The sequence below is a fragment of the Acinetobacter sichuanensis genome (assembly GCF_003024515.2).
Taxonomy (GTDB): Bacteria; Pseudomonadota; Gammaproteobacteria; order Pseudomonadales; family Moraxellaceae; genus Acinetobacter; species Acinetobacter sichuanensis.
Genome location: NZ_PYIX02000041.1, coordinates 19,534 through 35,508, shown reverse-complemented (window position 1 = coordinate 35,508; position 15,975 = coordinate 19,534). Strand labels below are relative to the sequence as shown.

The 15,975-nt window shown below is 34.5% G+C and carries 16 protein-coding genes and 1 pseudogene; 9 read left to right on the top strand and 8 right to left on the bottom strand.

The annotated features are described in order from the left end of the window. The first annotated feature begins 3 nt into the window (after positions 1-3). Positions 4-219 (top strand): hypothetical protein, encoded by a 216-nt coding sequence (locus C9E89_RS18030; protein WP_107009724.1) that lies wholly within the window; start codon positions 4-6, stop codon positions 217-219. 128 nt (positions 220-347) lie between these two features. Here the strand turns inward: C9E89_RS18030 and C9E89_RS18025 are convergent. Both C9E89_RS18025 and C9E89_RS18020 read right to left on the bottom strand, forming a co-directional pair. Then, a pseudogene (locus tag C9E89_RS18025) lies at positions 348-800 on the bottom strand (SOS response-associated peptidase family protein); the annotation flags it as partial. A gap of 169 nt (positions 801-969) precedes the next feature. Then, the gene (locus C9E89_RS18020) at positions 970-1,305 is read right to left on the bottom strand and encodes a hypothetical protein (protein WP_107009720.1); all 336 of its coding nucleotides are present in this window, start codon (positions 1,303-1,305) and stop codon (positions 970-972) included. A gap of 100 nt (positions 1,306-1,405) precedes the next feature. Here C9E89_RS18020 and C9E89_RS18015 point away from each other — a divergent pair, with 100 nt between their 5' ends. From C9E89_RS18015 to C9E89_RS17995, 5 genes are all read left to right on the top strand, one after another. Continuing rightward, complete coding sequence (locus C9E89_RS18015) at positions 1,406-1,828, top strand: guanosine-3',5'-bis(diphosphate) 3'-pyrophosphohydrolase (RefSeq protein WP_107009719.1); 423 nt, start codon at positions 1,406-1,408, stop codon at positions 1,826-1,828. A gap of 136 nt (positions 1,829-1,964) precedes the next feature. After that, positions 1,965-2,864, top strand: coding sequence for a LysR family transcriptional regulator (locus C9E89_RS18010; RefSeq protein ID WP_107009718.1), 900 nt, complete (start codon positions 1,965-1,967; stop codon positions 2,862-2,864). 91 nt (positions 2,865-2,955) lie between these two features. Next, complete coding sequence (gene trmA, locus C9E89_RS18005; protein WP_107009717.1) at positions 2,956-4,038, top strand: tRNA (uridine(54)-C5)-methyltransferase TrmA; 1,083 nt, start codon at positions 2,956-2,958, stop codon at positions 4,036-4,038. Positions 4,039-4,282: 244 nt separating this feature from the next. Then, positions 4,283-4,510 carry a hypothetical protein gene (locus tag C9E89_RS18000; RefSeq protein ID WP_107009716.1) on the top strand — a complete coding sequence of 76 codons (228 nt, stop codon included), beginning with the start codon at positions 4,283-4,285 and terminating at the stop codon, positions 4,508-4,510. Positions 4,511-4,658: 148 nt separating this feature from the next. Continuing rightward, positions 4,659-4,907, top strand: coding sequence for a putative periplasmic lipoprotein (locus tag C9E89_RS17995; RefSeq protein WP_107009715.1), 249 nt, complete (start codon positions 4,659-4,661; stop codon positions 4,905-4,907). Positions 4,908-5,023: 116 nt separating this feature from the next. Here the strand turns inward: C9E89_RS17995 and C9E89_RS17990 are convergent, their stop codons facing one another. From C9E89_RS17990 to C9E89_RS17980, 3 genes are all read right to left on the bottom strand, one after another. Then, complete coding sequence (locus C9E89_RS17990; RefSeq protein WP_107009714.1) at positions 5,024-7,186, bottom strand: malate synthase G; 2,163 nt, start codon at positions 7,184-7,186, stop codon at positions 5,024-5,026. A gap of 376 nt (positions 7,187-7,562) precedes the next feature. Next, complete coding sequence (gene zapE / locus C9E89_RS17985; protein WP_107009713.1) at positions 7,563-8,711, bottom strand: cell division protein ZapE; 1,149 nt, start codon at positions 8,709-8,711, stop codon at positions 7,563-7,565. 102 nt (positions 8,712-8,813) lie between these two features. Further along, a complete protein-coding gene (locus C9E89_RS17980; protein WP_107009712.1) occupies positions 8,814-9,824 on the bottom strand; it encodes a helix-turn-helix domain-containing protein in 1,011 nt (336 codons plus the stop codon). 153 nt (positions 9,825-9,977) lie between these two features. Here C9E89_RS17980 and C9E89_RS17975 point away from each other — a divergent pair, with 153 nt between their 5' ends. Beyond that, a complete protein-coding gene (locus tag C9E89_RS17975; RefSeq protein ID WP_107009711.1) occupies positions 9,978-11,501 on the top strand; it encodes a flavin-containing monooxygenase in 1,524 nt (507 codons plus the stop codon). 44 nt (positions 11,502-11,545) lie between these two features. Next, positions 11,546-12,454 (top strand): lysine exporter LysO family protein, encoded by a 909-nt coding sequence (locus tag C9E89_RS17970; RefSeq protein WP_107009710.1) that lies wholly within the window; start codon positions 11,546-11,548, stop codon positions 12,452-12,454. Here the strand turns inward: C9E89_RS17970 and C9E89_RS17965 are convergent. Continuing rightward, entirely contained in the window at positions 12,449-12,775 is a 327-nt protein-coding gene (locus C9E89_RS17965) for a hypothetical protein (RefSeq protein ID WP_107009709.1), read from the bottom strand. The genes C9E89_RS17970 and C9E89_RS17965 overlap by 6 nt on opposite strands. 160 nt (positions 12,776-12,935) lie before the next feature. Here C9E89_RS17965 and C9E89_RS17960 point away from each other — a divergent pair, with 160 nt between their 5' ends. Continuing rightward, a complete protein-coding gene (locus C9E89_RS17960) occupies positions 12,936-14,702 on the top strand; it encodes a TerD family protein (protein WP_107009708.1) in 1,767 nt (588 codons plus the stop codon). 57 nt (positions 14,703-14,759) lie between these two features. On the opposite strand, the gene pyrF is transcribed toward C9E89_RS17960, so the two are convergent. Both pyrF and C9E89_RS17950 read right to left on the bottom strand, forming a co-directional pair. Continuing rightward, on the bottom strand, positions 14,760-15,440 hold the full coding sequence (gene pyrF / locus C9E89_RS17955) for an orotidine-5'-phosphate decarboxylase (RefSeq protein WP_107009707.1): 681 nt from the start codon (positions 15,438-15,440) through the stop codon (positions 14,760-14,762). A 165-nt stretch (positions 15,441-15,605) separates the two neighbouring features. Then, positions 15,606-15,962 (bottom strand): lipopolysaccharide assembly protein LapA domain-containing protein, encoded by a 357-nt coding sequence (locus tag C9E89_RS17950; protein WP_107009706.1) that lies wholly within the window; start codon positions 15,960-15,962, stop codon positions 15,606-15,608. Positions 15,963-15,975 lie beyond the last annotated feature (13 nt).

Here is a 15,975-nt window from a genome sequence, read left to right as displayed (position 1 = left end):
AGTATTACTATTGATCTAACAAATACTGAAAGACGCGTATCTACTGCTGAATTTGCTTTACGCATGAATATTTCTGAAAAGGAAATATATGCCCGCATTAATGACGGTCGTATTCAACAACCTTATAAAGATGGTCGTAAAAACTATTGGCTAAATAGTTATGTTTTGGGATGTATTGTTAATTCGGATAATGCTAATATTTCTACATTAGATGCATAAAAATAAGTATCAAGAAAGGTCGCATTCAGCGATCTTTTTTTACAATAAAAATAAATGTGAGTAACATAGTGAGTAATAATAACAATAAACAAAAACATAAGTAGAAATATCAATAATTTAATTCAACAATAATCAATTGCATCCATTGTAATCATACAAGTTGAACGGATAACTTCTTCATTTAGCTTGGTAATTTCATACAATGCTGCAATAAAAAATGCCTGACCATCTTTACGTCGCACGCCCCAACGCTGTGCTTTTCCATGAATATATTTAGCTTCATAAAATTCAGTCACAGCAATTAAACCTAATTTTGCTTTTAGTAATGAATCACGAAAACTTGCTTTTTCAAGCAATGTTTCATTGCGTGCATTATAAGTGTGCTTTGCAATATCACGATTTTCTGCCCATTTAGGAATCAATCCAAAATTGACTAGACGCCACTCTAAACCTGTATCTGACTTAAATAATAAAGGTGTCTGAAAACTTGGATAAACCTCCTCCTGATATTCAAAAGGAATTTTTGGCAATCCTAAATCATGAATTTGTTGTAAGGTTGCAGGCTTATAATTTGCACACATATTTTAAGCAGAACTCCATTGAACAAGCTGTCTTCATCAATCATGTATTAGGTCATTTTGTCTCATTTGCATAAAAATAATAATTTTCCATTATAAAAATACAAAAAAATTAATTGACCTTTTATATGATTATTTAGTTTTATTTAAAAATAATTCAGTAAAAATAACCTTACAAGGCAACCTGACTAAAACCAATGTAGCGATATAAACCTTCAACACCTAAATCCATTTTATAAATTTGATAATCTTTAAATGTAGCTTGTGTTAATTCATTCAATATATGAAGTCCCTGCTCATCATGTGCATGAATTTCATCTACACTACGAGGCATCGTCTGTTCAAAAGCATCAGAGATAAATTCAAAACCTAAATCCATTGCAATAAATAAAGTATGCTCACAAGGCTGAATATATTGCTCTTGCGACCAGTCTAATACAGCATGCTGACAATGAGGGCATGTTACATTTTGTCCAGAATTATTTACGTCAATCAATTGAAAAGTCATTTTTAAAAGCACACAATAAAATTATAGTTTAAACGAGTTCAAAAAAATTTCGAATAGTCTACGGACTTTTACTTAATTTAAATCAATACATAAGGATGTTATGTCAACAATTGAGAAAGCTATTGCGCTTGCTGCAAAAAAGCATACAGGTCAACTTGATAAAGGTGGTCAACCTTATATTTTTCATCCATTACGTTTAATGCTCAAAGTCCATCATCCTCAGCAGCAAATCGTTGCTGTTTTACATGATATTTTAGAAGATACTGATACAACCATTGTCGATTTAATTTCACTCGGGTTCAACCAAGATACAATCGATGCCATTCTAGCATTAACTAAAAAATCTGGAGAAACACGTATCCAAGCTGCTTATCGTGCAGCGAAAAACCCAATTGCAAAAATTGTTAAACTTGCCGATGTGATGGACAATATGGACTTAACACGTATTCCTCAACCCACTCAACGAGACTTGCAACGTTTAGAGGAATATAAAAAAGTCTATGAAATACTGCAAAATAGCTAAATTTTAATGTGAAAAATATTGAAGCTTTATTAAAAAAAGCACTTAATCTACCCAATCAATCACAAACAGTTTAGTTGTTGACATTCATCAGCTAAATTCTTTTAGAATATATAATTACTGCAATTTTGGAAAACACATGCTCACCGATTTAGATGATTTTTATTGTTTTGCTTTAGTTGTTGAGCATGGCGGATTTAGTGCAGCAGAACGTGCAACTGATATTCCAAAATCAAAACTAAGTCGTCGTGTTTATAATTTAGAAGAAAATTTAAAAGTTAGACTGATTCAACGTAGTTCTCGACATTTTGCTGTCACTGAAATCGGGATGAATATTTATCGTTATGCTCAAGTCATGATGAATGCTGCCCAATCTGCGCATGATCTGGTTGACCACTTAAGTGCGCAACCACGTGGCTTAATCAAAGTCAGTGTACCTGTTTCAATTGCACAGAATGAAATTTCTCGTATTTTACCGCAGTTTTTAAAAGAATATCCTGAAATCAAAATTCAATTATTGGTCAGCAATCGTCGCGTAGATATCATCAATGAAGGGATTGATCTTGCTTTACGTGTACGCGACAATCTTGATGATGATCCAAATCTTGTATTGAGAAAATTTGAACGTATTGAGCAACATTTATTTGCAAGTCAAGCTTATTTAAATGAATTTAGTTCCTTAAAAAGTCCAGAAGATTTATCAGAGCATCGTATTTTAAGCATGATTGATGAGCATTCAGAACAGCAAATTGTTTTATATGATGAGAATAATCATCAGAAAAAAGTGAAAGTTACACCTATTGTCATGGGTTCAGACCTCATGATGTTAGCTAAACTTGCGAGTCAAAACTGTGGTGTAGTTTTATTGCCTGACTCAGTTGTTCAAGATTATGTTCGTTCTGGCGAATTGGTCAGAGTATTACCAAATTGGAAAGTTCCTCAAGGAATTTTTCATGCTGTTTATCCTTCTAGACGTGGCTTATTACCTGCGGTGCGTGTCTTTATTGATTATTTAGTTGAACATTTAACAAAAAGATAGCTTTTCATTCAGCTAAACTCAGTTTATTGCAGCTAATTTGGCTAATCTTTGTTACCATTCTATCTGCTTTAAACTTGTATCCTTTACTTTTATGACTTCAACTTATCAGCTTCAGCTCGATGCCAAAATTGAGCGTATTCACAATCAATTTAGCAAATTTAATCCACCTGAATTGGAAGTTTTTGCTTCTCCTGAAAAAAATTTCCGTATGCGTGCAGAGTTTAGAATTTGGCATACTGAAGATGATATGTTCTACGCCATGTTTGAACGTGATGCAGATCAGCAAAAAGTTGTTGTCAGAATTGATGAATTTCCAATTGCTGATCAAAGTATTAATGATTTAATGCCGATTTTATTGGCAGAACTTAAAGCGCATGAGCTTTTATCAAAACGCCTTTTCGAGGTTCATTTTCTTGCAACGCTCAATGGTGAAATGCTGGTGTCATTGGTTTATCGTGCCCCACTTCATGAAGAATGGGAAACTTTAGCCAAGCAACTTGCTGACAAGCTTAAAATCAAAATTGTTGGGCGTAGTCGTGGTCAAAAGGTTATTTTAAGTGATGAGTTTGTTGTAGAAGAATTACAAGTATTTGACCGAAAATTTAAATACAAACAAATTGAAAGTAGTTTCACTCAGCCCAATGCCCAAGTCTGCCAAAAAATGTTGCAATGGGCTTGCAATGCTGTAGAAAACTCGCAACAAGACTTATTAGAACTTTATTGTGGCAATGGTAATTTTACACTTCCATTATCGCTACATTTTAATCGTGTACTTGCAACAGAATTAGCAAAATCATCCGTTTATGCTGCACAGTGGAATATTGAGCAGAACCAAATTGATAATATTCAAGTCGCTCGCCTTTCTGCTGAAGAGTTTACCCAAGCTTATCAAGGTGAACGTGAATTCCGTCGTTTACAAGAAGCTGAAATCGATATTTCGAGTTATCAATTTGAAACTGTATTTGTTGATCCTCCACGCGCAGGCATTGATTTAGAGACGTTAAAACTACTGCAAGGGTTTGAAAGTATTCTTTATATTTCATGTAATCCAGATACATTATTTGAAAATTTAGAAGTTTTAACACAAACACATAAAATTCAAAAATTTGCATTATTTGACCAATTTCCATATACACATCATGTCGAATCTGGGGTCTTGCTCGAAAAGTTTTAAACAATTTATTTCAAAGTTAAGCTAGGCTACATTCATGTAGCCTATTTTATAAACAACAATATTCATATTGCTTATCAATAGCTTAATTTTTTAATCATAAAAAAGCTGTCATCATTCCGTTAAATTTTTAATTTATAATCGTTAAAATTCGTGTTTTTTTATTCAAGCTAGACCTTAGCATAGCTTGTATTTTATTTTAAACCCTCTATATTTCAAGCTATGTTTGGTTGCATTAGAAGGCTCTATGAGTTTTTGGCAAAAGCTGTTTACAAAAGATGCGCAGCAAAATGAGCATAAAAATCAAATTGCTTGCGTGGAAAATGATTGCTCTTGTAAATCCAATGATCAGCTTCTTTTGGCTTTATCTAAAGCGAAAGATGAAGATACTATTTTGGGTATTAAAAAAGTTCTCATATCTCGAGGCTTCAGTCGTAAAGAGCTAAACGAACTTCAACATCCACCTATTCAATAGTCACGGATGATACAAAAAGGCATTCTCATGAATGCCTTTTTTAATATTTCGCTGCATTTTATAACAAGACATCTTCTAAAAGTGCTGTTAACATCATAAACGCATAACAAAATATTCATGTATTTGAAGCTTAAATCGAGAATTAACAATGAAAAAAATCTTTTTAGCACTGACAGCGATTAGTATTATTCTAAGTGGATGCAGCAGCAATAAAATGCCAAAAGAATGTGAAGAATCATGGCAACACATTGAAAAAATGGCAAAAACCAGTGGTATATCTGAAGAAGCAATCAAAAATCAGAAAAAGGCTTTTGAAGATGAAGTCAATAAAATGAGTAAAGAAGAAGCGACTGAAGTATGTAAAACACAAACAGCTATTTTGGGTATGGTGAAATAAATTTTTAAGATTTCTATAAGTGCAAATTTGTACTTTATCTAAGTCTAAACCCTAAATATGTTATTGCGCTCAAATAAAAAACCCTGACAAGTCAGGGTTTTTTTATCGCTTACAGATTAGTCACCTGTATAACCTTTCAATTTCAAGCGGTAAGCATGAAGCAATGGCTCAGTATAACCTGATGGCTGCTCAGCACCTTTAAACACTAAGTCATAAGCTGCTTGATAAGCAAAACCATCGAAGCTTGGTGCCATTGGTGTATAAAGCGGATCGTTTGCATTTTGCTCATCCACGATCTTCGCCATACGCTTAAATACTTCTTCAACTTGTTCTTTAGTCACAATACCATGACGTAACCAGTTAGCAACGTGTTGAGAAGAAATACGAAGTGTCGCACGGTCTTCCATCAAACCAACGTTGTTAATATCAAGAACTTTTGAACAACCTACACCTAAGTCAACCCAACGAACAACATAACCCAAAATACCTTGTAAGTTATTTTCAAGTTCTTTGGTTTTCTCTTCATCAGTCCAATTTGTGTCTGTTGCTAGAGGCGGAGTCAACAAATCATCTAAAGATAATGGCTCAGTTTTCAATAACTCTTGTTGACGAGTTGAAACATTACATTGGTGATAATGAATTGCATGAATGACTGCACCAGATGGTGATGGAACCCATGCACAGCTTGCGCCAGCTTCAGGATGCTCAATTTTAGTTTTGTACATGTCTAAAAGCATATCTGGCTTAGGCCACATACCTTTACCAATCTGTGCTTTACCACGTAAACCAGCTTGAAGACCGATCATCACGTTACGGTTTTCATACGCAGGGAACCAGATTTGACCTTTCACTTCGCCTTTACGAACGAATGGACCTGCTTCCATAAATGTATGGATTTCGTCACCTGTACGATCCATGAAACCTGTATTAATAAAGATCGTACGATCTTTTGCTTGCGCGATACAGTTTTTCAAGTTTACAGAAGTACGGCGCTCTTCGTCCATAATTCCGATTTTTAACGTTTTTGCAGGTAAACCCAATGCTTGTTCAGCACGTTCAAATAACTCAACCGCAAAAGCAACTTCTTCAGGACCATGCATTTTTGGTTTTACGATATACATAGAACCTTTACGTGAGTTCTTGTTCTCGTTTTCACCTTTAATGTCAGCGAAAGTCAATAATGGTGTAATTAATGCATCCATGATGCCTTCGTAGATTTCAGCACCATCTACAAGGATCGCAGGATTCGTCATTAAATGACCTACGTTACGAAGAAGCATTAAAGAACGACCGTGAAGCTTAGTTTCACCGCCAATCAAGTTTTTATGCGTACGGTCTTTATTTAATGTACGAGTAACCGTTTTGCCATTTTTCTCGATTGATTCTTCTAAAGTACCTTTCATCAAGCCTAGCCAGTTACGGTAGCCTTCTACTTTTTCTTCAGCATCAACCGCAGCGATTGAGTCTTCTAAATCTTGAATGGTTGTAACAGCAGCTTCGAGTACCAGATCTTTGACACCTGCCGCATCAGTTTTACCGATTGGGCTTGTTGCATCAACTTCAATAATAACGTGTAAGCCATTATTTAAAAGTACAATTTCATTTGGAGCAGATGGCTCACCATTGAAACCAACAAATTGTGATTCTTTTGCTAAAGTTGTTGTAGTACCATCTTTTAGGCTCACAACAAGTTTATTGCCGTCCACTGCATATTTAGTCACATCTGTATGTGAACCCGTTGCGAGTGGGAAAGTTTCATTTAAGAAGTTTTTTGCAAATGCAATAACTTTGTCGCCACGAACTGGGTTATAGCCTTTACCTTTTTCTGCGCCATCTTCTTCTGAGATCACGTCAAAACCGTAAAGTGCATCGTATAAAGAACCCCAACGCGCATTGGCAGCGTTTAAGCAGTAACGTGCATTACGTACTGGTACAACCAATTGTGCACCTGCGAGTAATGCAATTTCTTCATCGACATTTTCTGTCGTGATTTGGAAATCTTCTACTTCTGGTAATAAGTAGCCAATTTCTGTAAGGAAAGCTTTGTAAGCTTCGAGTTCAAATTTATTGTCGCGGTGCCATTGATCAATTTTAGCTTGAATATCGTCACGCTTAGCCAATAGTGCTTTATTTTTTGGACTAAGATCGACAACAACTTGCTCAAAATCTTTCCAGTATTTTTCACTGTCTAAACCAGAGCCTGGTAAAGCTTCATTTTCGATAAAATCGTAGAGTTCTTTAGCAATCGCTAACTTGCCTTTTTGAATACGTGCAGTCATTGTCTTTCCTGATATTGCTACTTTTTATAACAAGAGATTCTTAGTATACCTATTTATACTTTGCTGAATAGTAATATCACATTCCTAAATAGTAAGCATTTTAATTTGAATACATACCAACATCATTCAATTAAATACAGTTTTAAGATGCAAATAACATCAACAATTTGAATACCCTTTCCACAGTGTATAAAGTTTTTAAAATGTCGAAATTAGACTTAAGTGCCAAAAGGTCATTTATTTGATCATTTTAATGTCTATATACTTTTTCTCGTCTTTGATTAAGCCATGAAAAACAAAGAATGTCGACAAAAGCCTGTAAATAATCATTTCACATTTCCATAAAAAAGCACTCTTTCGAGTGCTCTTTTTAATCTTATTCAACTTGTAACTCTTTTGCCTGAATCTGTCGATGTGCAGACTGCAAGTACTCATCTGACTGCATTTCTAACAAACGTGAACGGGTACGTTCTATTTCAAAAGCAAGCTTTTCGCCTTCATAAATCTCAATAATAGAGTCCGTAGAAGTCAATAATAATTTCACCCCACGATCATAAAATTCATCGACTAGATAAATGAAACGGCGCGTACCTTCCGATAAATTATCATCCAAATGCGGCACATTACTAACCAAAACTGTATTATAAATATTGGCAATTTCAATAAAGTCAGATGGACTACGTGGTTTCATACAAAGCTCACGGAATTCACACCACAAAACATCTTCTGTATGTCCAAGCGTTTCGACTTCACGGTTATTGATGATGATCGAATCTTTAGAGATGGTTTGTGACAATACTAAAGCATTAAAGCGTTCAGCCATCCATGTTTTATTTTCATCATTTAAAGGTGACTTAAACAATTGCGCTTGTTTTAATACACGTAAACGATAATCTACCCCTGCATCAACATTTAAAATGACACAATTTTTCTTCACCATTTCAATCGTTGGAATAAAACGATCGCGATGAATACCATTTTTATATAAACCATCAGGTGCAATATTTGATGTTGCAATCAATGTGATGCCACGTGTAAATAGCTTTTGAAACAAATCACTGAGAATCATTGCATCTGTTACATTCGACACAAAAAACTCATCAAAACAAATCACCACTGCATCTTTGTAAATTTGATCTGCAACTAAATCGAGTGGATTACGCTGACCAGAAAGTTTATTTAACTCTTTATGTACAAACTGCATAAAGTGATGAAAATGCATACGTGTTTTTCGACGAAATGGAATTGATTCAAAAAACTGATCCATTAGCCATGTTTTACCACGTCCCACACCGCCCCACATATACACCCCTTTTGGTGCTGTTTGACGACGAAAGCGACGAAAAGCCTTTTTAGAAGCTTTATAACGGCTTAGTAACTCTTGCCAAACACGATCTAGCTCATGCACTGCTTGCGCCTGTGCTTCATCGGGTAAAAACTGCCCAGATGATAAAGCCTGAGCGTAACGTTCCGCAGGAGATAAAGGCGTAAATGCGGTGCTGTGTGCTGTTTTTTTGTCTAACATATTACTTTAATACTTTTAGGGGCTAATGGAAGTATAGCGAAAATTAGAATTTGATAAATAAGACTTTGTCATTAATTCATTCTTGCTATACGTAAACTTAGGCTATTTGCCATATTGGCGTGGACTTTGCCCAAACCAACGTTTAAATGCATGATTAAATGCCGCAGGCTCAGAATATCCCAACAATTCAGCAATCATTTCTATTGAATATTCTTTATATTCAATCAGACGCAATGCTTTATGTTTGATTAATTGCTCACGAATCATTTTGTAACTGGTGTTTAATTGTTGCAGTTGATGACGTAAAGTACGCTCTGGTAAATTTAAAGCCTGTGCAGTTTCTGCCATCGTTGGCATAACACCTTGCTGTAACTCTAAATAATCATTTACACGTTGAATTAACACTGGAACCTGATGTTCAACTGCACTTAAACGTTGAATCTCCTCTATACATTTCACCTCATAAACACGATGCGTTATTGGGTCAGCGGATGAAATTTTGACATCTATAACATATTTATCCAACCAAAATGCAGCCGATGGACAATCAAAATGCAAATTTGAGCCATAGTAATGATAAAACTCTTGTAATGTTTCAGGATCTTCTGGTTGTTTAAATGGTAACTCAACACGTAAATCAGGAACAATTAAACCCATCATTTTATAAATATCTTGCAAAAATTTATAAGTTCCTGAAATTTCACATTGGGCACGTAAAAGCCCCATTTCAGATTTTAGATCAACGGGCTGATAACTTAAAGCGACCTGATGTTCATTTTCAATGGTATCTAAAACTCCATATAAATGCGTTAAGCCCTGAAATCGAATACCATTTTTGATTGCATCACCAATACTATTACATGTTACTAATAACATTAATAATGGACCATAACCCGCAAGAGCATAATGCTGCCCAATAAACAATCCTGTTTCAGGCTGTACACCTTGACCAATAATTTTTTGAATATCCCACTCTAAGCTCGGATGAATAATTGAACTTGGATCTAGAGCATCGGATTGAATTCCAATACTCGCAAGGCGTTCATCCACATCAATACCTGCATTACGCATACCTTGAATTAAATACATTAAGCCGAGTATTGATCTTTTCATCATATCTACAATATTTTTCACTGTTTGTTTTTTACTATATTCTTGAACTTTTTTAAATTGCCGATTTGATCAATTTTTTTGTTTGTTGAATCATGTCTGTTTTTTTGAAATTCAGTTAAGCTCAACTAAAATCAAAAGAATAGGTTTTAAAATATGTGTGCAACAAACGCGAATCATGAACCCACTCAAAAAACTCAAATTGCGATTATTGGTGCAGGTTTTGGCGGCTTAGCTATGGCTATTCGTCTATTACAAGCCAATATCCATGACTTTATTATTTTAGAAAAAGCCGATGATGTTGGTGGCACATGGCGTGAAAACCAATATCCTGGTGCTGCCTGTGATGTCCAATCTCATATGTACTCGCTCTCTTTTGCACCTAAAAAAGATTGGTCTAAACGCTATGCTGAAGCACCTGAGATTTTTGATTATATTCAGGACCTTATTAAAGAATATGAACTTAAAAAATATATTCAGTTTAAGCAAGAAGTTATTTCAACCACATATAATGAACAACAAGGTCATTGGCATTTAGTATTAAACAATGGGCAAAAAATAGAAGCACAATTTGTTATTTTTGCCTCTGGTCCTTTACATGTACCACAAATTCCAAAAATTAAAGGTATTGAAAAGTTTAAAGGTGAAGTTTTTCACTCCTCACAATGGAACCACAAATATAACCTTAATCAAAAGAATGTTGCATCTATTGGAACAGGTGGCAGTGCCATTCAATACATTCCAGAAATTGCTGCAAAAGTTAAAAATCTTTACGTTTTACAACGTACTGCTGCATGGGTTATTCCACGCGACGAACGCGCTTATAATGCATTAGATAAACATTTATTTAAACGTTTTGAATGGTTTAGAAAACTACATCGTGCACGTTTGTATTGGTCAAATGAGTCTCGTGTTGTTCCTATTGTACAACCCAAGATTATGAAATATGGTCAAAAACTAGCGGAAGCTTTTATTAAATTCCAAGTGAAAGATAAATCTATTGCTAAAAAATTGACTCCTGACTATGTGATGGGATGTAAACGCATCTTGATTTCCAATAAATATTTTCCAACTTTTAATCGTGAAAACGTGGAATTAATGACTGATGCCATTCAAGAGCTTACTGAAAACAGTATCATCATGAAAAATGGTCAAGAACGCCAAATTGATTGTTTAATTTATGGCACAGGCTTTATTACTGACCCACGTATTTATCTAAAATCATTTGAATGTTACGGTTTAAATGGCATTGAACTCAAAGATGCATGGAAAGATGGTGCAGAAAGCTATTATGGTGTGACCACTAAAAACTTTCCTAACTTATTTCAATTGTTAGGACCAAATACAGTACTTGGGCATAATTCTGTTATTTTTATGATTGAATCTCAGGTCAATTATATTTTACAGCTTATTCACCTTGTCAACAAAACCAAGACCCAAGCGATTGTCATTAAACCAGAAGTGCAAGACCAATTTAATGATCAAGTACAAGCGCAGCTCAAAGGTACAGTTTGGCAGTCAGGCTGTGTTAGTTGGTATCAACAAGATGGTGGAAAAAACTTCTCACTTTGGCCAACGTATACATGGAAATTTTGGATGCAAACTCGAACTGCAAATCCAGCAGATTATTTACTCTTAGGTAAAAAACAAATGTCAAACAAAAATTCACGTGCTGCATAAAACTTTGGCTATAATGGGTAAATACTGATTATTTACCCATTTTTATGCAATCTCTTTGGCTTATCTTTCAACTTTTATTTTGCTTATTTTTAGGCTTTATTTTAGCGCGACGCTTACCTCAGTGGCTCGAAAAAATAGCTTTCAAAGTGTTGCCTTATTTTACTTATATCTTACTGGTTGCGATTGCCATTGAGTTTGCTCAAACCTTGCATACTATTGCTCAACCTGCACAAATTCTCAGTGATGCTATTACCATTTCTTTAGCAACTTCTGCTGGTGCATTTATCTGTTGTTATATTTTATTTAAATTAATTGGCTTTCAACCGACTCAAGGTCGTGTATCTAGTGAACTACTCATTGGTTCTCTAATTAATATTAGTTATGCTTTTATTGCGATCGCATTTGGCTATGGATTATCTGAGTTATTTTCAGCATTTGATTATCAATTACACATTAGTTCATGGTATTTGTTATTAATTTTTATGATACTGATTGGTTTAGATTTAGCCTATTCTCCTCTTGATCGCTCATGGCTCAATTGGAAGATTATGTTAGTACCTATTGGCTGTATTATTGGTTCAATTATTGGTGCAGTTGTATGCTCATTACTCATCAACAACATTAATCTCAAAGACTTAATCATGCTTTCTCAAGGATATGGCTTTTACTCTATGACAGGTATTGTCGTTACTGAGCTGAAAAATGCACATCTTGGCAGCATTGCACTAATGAATGACTTATTTAGGGAAATTTTTGCTATTTTAGCGATGTATATCATCGGCTGGCGCTATCCACGCTCTGCAATCTCAACCGCAGGAGCAACAGCAATGGATGTGACGTTACCTATGGTTAAACAGGCATGTGGCAATGAATTTATTCCTCATGCAATGGTAAGTGGCTTTGTGTTATCTATACTTGCGCCTATTGCTGTGAGTATTTTAGCAGCGTTATAAGTCTTCGCGCTCATATTCAGCTAGAGAATAACGAATATTGATCACTCGATTTTCTTTAATCTCTAACTGACAAAGCGCAGTATCTAAACTAGGCTTTTTGGGAAAAATGATCATTTTATTCGCAGTGTGTTTATAAACCTTAAGCATCTCATGTTGAGCAATGATCATTAAGATCTCATTCATCGATTGACGCAAATGTGACTGCACACAAAACTCCTTCATCGCCTGATTATAAATTCTTTGTTTATACAATTCTTGGCACACAGGTATAAGCACTAACATTAACAGCAAAACAATAAAAATAGATTTATTTTTAGTCATTATTTTTCCTTTTTATTTTGACAAATAATCTCGATAGTAATCGTATTATATTTATGTCATTATGATTTTGATGAGTTTTTTATAAATTATTTGCTTATTTGTAGCGTGTAATCACAAAACAAAAACTAAATAAGTACTTTCATTTAAAGGAGAAAAATAAGTGGATTTAATTGCAGGTGCTAACACGATAGTTCCTACGACTGCATTAACATTAGAAATTCAAGTTTTCGGCATTGACTCAACAGCCTTAGATTTCAGCGCTTATAGCCTCGCTGCACAAACGAACAAAGTACGTGGCGATGATGATATGATTTTTTATGGGCAATTAAATAATCAAAATCATTCCATCTATTTAGAACAAAAATCCATTATTTCATTTCATCTACAGTTACATAAAATTGATGCACAAATCCATAGAATTGCAATTTGTGCAACACTAGCAAATGAACAATTAAATTTTTCAAATATCTCTCATCTCCTTTTAAAAGTGAAAAATCAACAACAAACTTTAGCACAGGCTAAAATTATTGGACAAAATCATCGTGAAGTTGCACTTATTTTAGGAGAATTTTACCGTTATAAAGAACTCTGGAAATTTAAAATGATCGCACAAGGCTTTAATGGTGGACTTAAGCCTCTAGCTGAGCATTTTGGTGTTGAAATTGCAGATGAACAACCGACTCATATTGACCCGACTCCCCCAGCACATGTAGAACTACCAAATACTTCATCCGAGCAAGCAACTACAAGTCATATTTTAAAAGACATTTTTAGCGCTCCACTCAAAGCCTTAGAAAAAAGAAAACATATAAAAGAGTTTCAAAAACAACTCCTACCAATTTTTGCAACGCACGATATCAGCCCACAAAACCAACAACAACTTATTGAATTTTGTACAGATAAAAATATTACTTTAGCTGATGCTTTGAACTATTCTGAACAAGAAATTAAAAGCTTTTTATTACAAGTCTCGCAACATAAATCAAAACAACAAATCATAGAATGGGCACAGTTTCTACAGGTACCACAAAATACTTTAGAACAAGCCTTAATCATGCTACGCCAAGCCAATGAAGTTAAGTTTGTTAATATGCTCAAAACTGCTTTAGCGGATGGCATACTGAGCAATCAAGAAATAGAAAAATTGACACAATTTGCCACACTGCACCAATTAAATAGTAAAGAGTTAGTACAACGCGCCAAAAATGCTATCGAAGATTTCTTTAATTTTACACTTGCTTCTCTTATTTTTGATGGCACTATTTCACATGAAAATGAATTATTGATTAAAAAATTATGCCAATTTCTACATCCTGAACCAACACTTCTCAAGCAAATTAATAATACAATTTCCATAGCGAAACAGATTACACAAATTAAACAAGGTCAAGTAAATACAATTCAAACCACCGAAATTATTGTCAAAAATTCTGAGTTTGTTTATCTACATCAAAAGAAAGTAGGTATTCAAGTAACCAAAAAAGAATATGTTGTTGGTGACTTATTTATTACGAGTGAGCGGATTATATTTAAAGCAAGTACAGCTTTTGAGCTTCTTATTTCAAATATTATTGCTGTTGAAATTCTTTCTGAATATATTGAAATTATAGCAAAAACCAAAAAAGGTTCAGGTAAATATCATATTGGCAAAGATTCAAATATTGTTGAAGCTTATATTGAATACGCAATTAAAAGATTTCATCGACAGTTAGACTTTTCACAAAGTTCAGGTAACACCCGACATATTCCACAAAATATTAAAAATGCAGTATGGCAAAAATGCCAAGGCAAATGCGTACAATGTAGTTCAAGTGCTTATTTAGAATTTGATCATATTATTCCATTTTCTAAAGGTGGTTCTAACTCAGAAAATAATTTACAGATTTTATGTCGAAAATGTAATTTAGAAAAAAGTAATCAAATTTAATTTTTATAGATTTTAAATCACGATCCACATTGAATCGTGATTTAAATATTTAGTACATTACAATGTTGCCAAAATATCTTTTAAAGTTTGGCTTGGATTTTCTGATTGAGTAATTGGGCGACCAATCACTAAATGCGTAGAGCCATCAAGCATCGCTTGTTTAGGCGTTACAATACGCTTTTGATCATCTGCATTAGAACCTGCTGGTCGAATGCCGGGTGTCACTAAAGAAAAATCTTTTCCTAATGTTTCACGCAACATTTTTGCTTCTTGTGCAGAACACACTACACCATCCAAACCACTGTCTTTAGTCAGTTGAGCTAAACGTTGAACTTGTTCAAAAGGCTCAATATCTAAGCCAATATCACGTAAGTCTTCACGCCCCATAGAAGTTAAAACAGTAACCGCGATCAACTGTGTATTATAATTACCAGCCTTTAAACGCTCTACACAAGTTTCCATCATTTTACGACCACCAGAAGCATGAACATTCACCATCCATACGCCCATGTCGCCAGCAGCACATACAGCTTGTGCTGTAGTATTTGGAATATCATGAAATTTTAAATCTAAAAATACTTCAAATTTACGATCATGCAAAGCTTTGACTATACTTGATCCTTCATGAGTAAATAGCTCTTTACCCACCTTTACCCGACAAAGTGATGGATCCAATTGATCAGCAATTTTTAGTGCGTCATATTGGCTTTTAGCATCTAAGGCAACAATAATACTCAAGGGGTTCTTTCCATCACAACAAGATGGCTTATTATAAGGATAATCAAGAGCTGCACAAAGCCTTAATCTTCTTTAATGCAGATATAATGTATGATTAGTTAAAATAATGAGATCCTCAATCTTTCATTATTTTAAATGATTGAGGATCTATAGCATTATAATGATTTAAAGTTTTTTATCTTGTGCGTATACATCCATCACTGTTTTTTCATGGCGTACACTTGCTGCTGCCTCAGCGGCTGCCAATTGAGCACTTTGAATTTGCTCTTTACGTAAATGGTCAATGTCTTTGCGCAATCTCTTAATTTCCCAAGCATTTTGAAATACACGGAAAATCTGCACACCAACCAATAGTCCAAGTACAACACCGAGTACTAAGGTTAGTAATAACAATAAGCCTAAACGCATTGCAGGAACTTGGGTAAACAATAAGTCCACAGGCAGTTCAGCTGGATTTTGTAAAACCAATGCTAACGCATAGCCAAATATTACTAACAGTAATGCTACTAAGAAATAGCGCATAATCACCCCATTT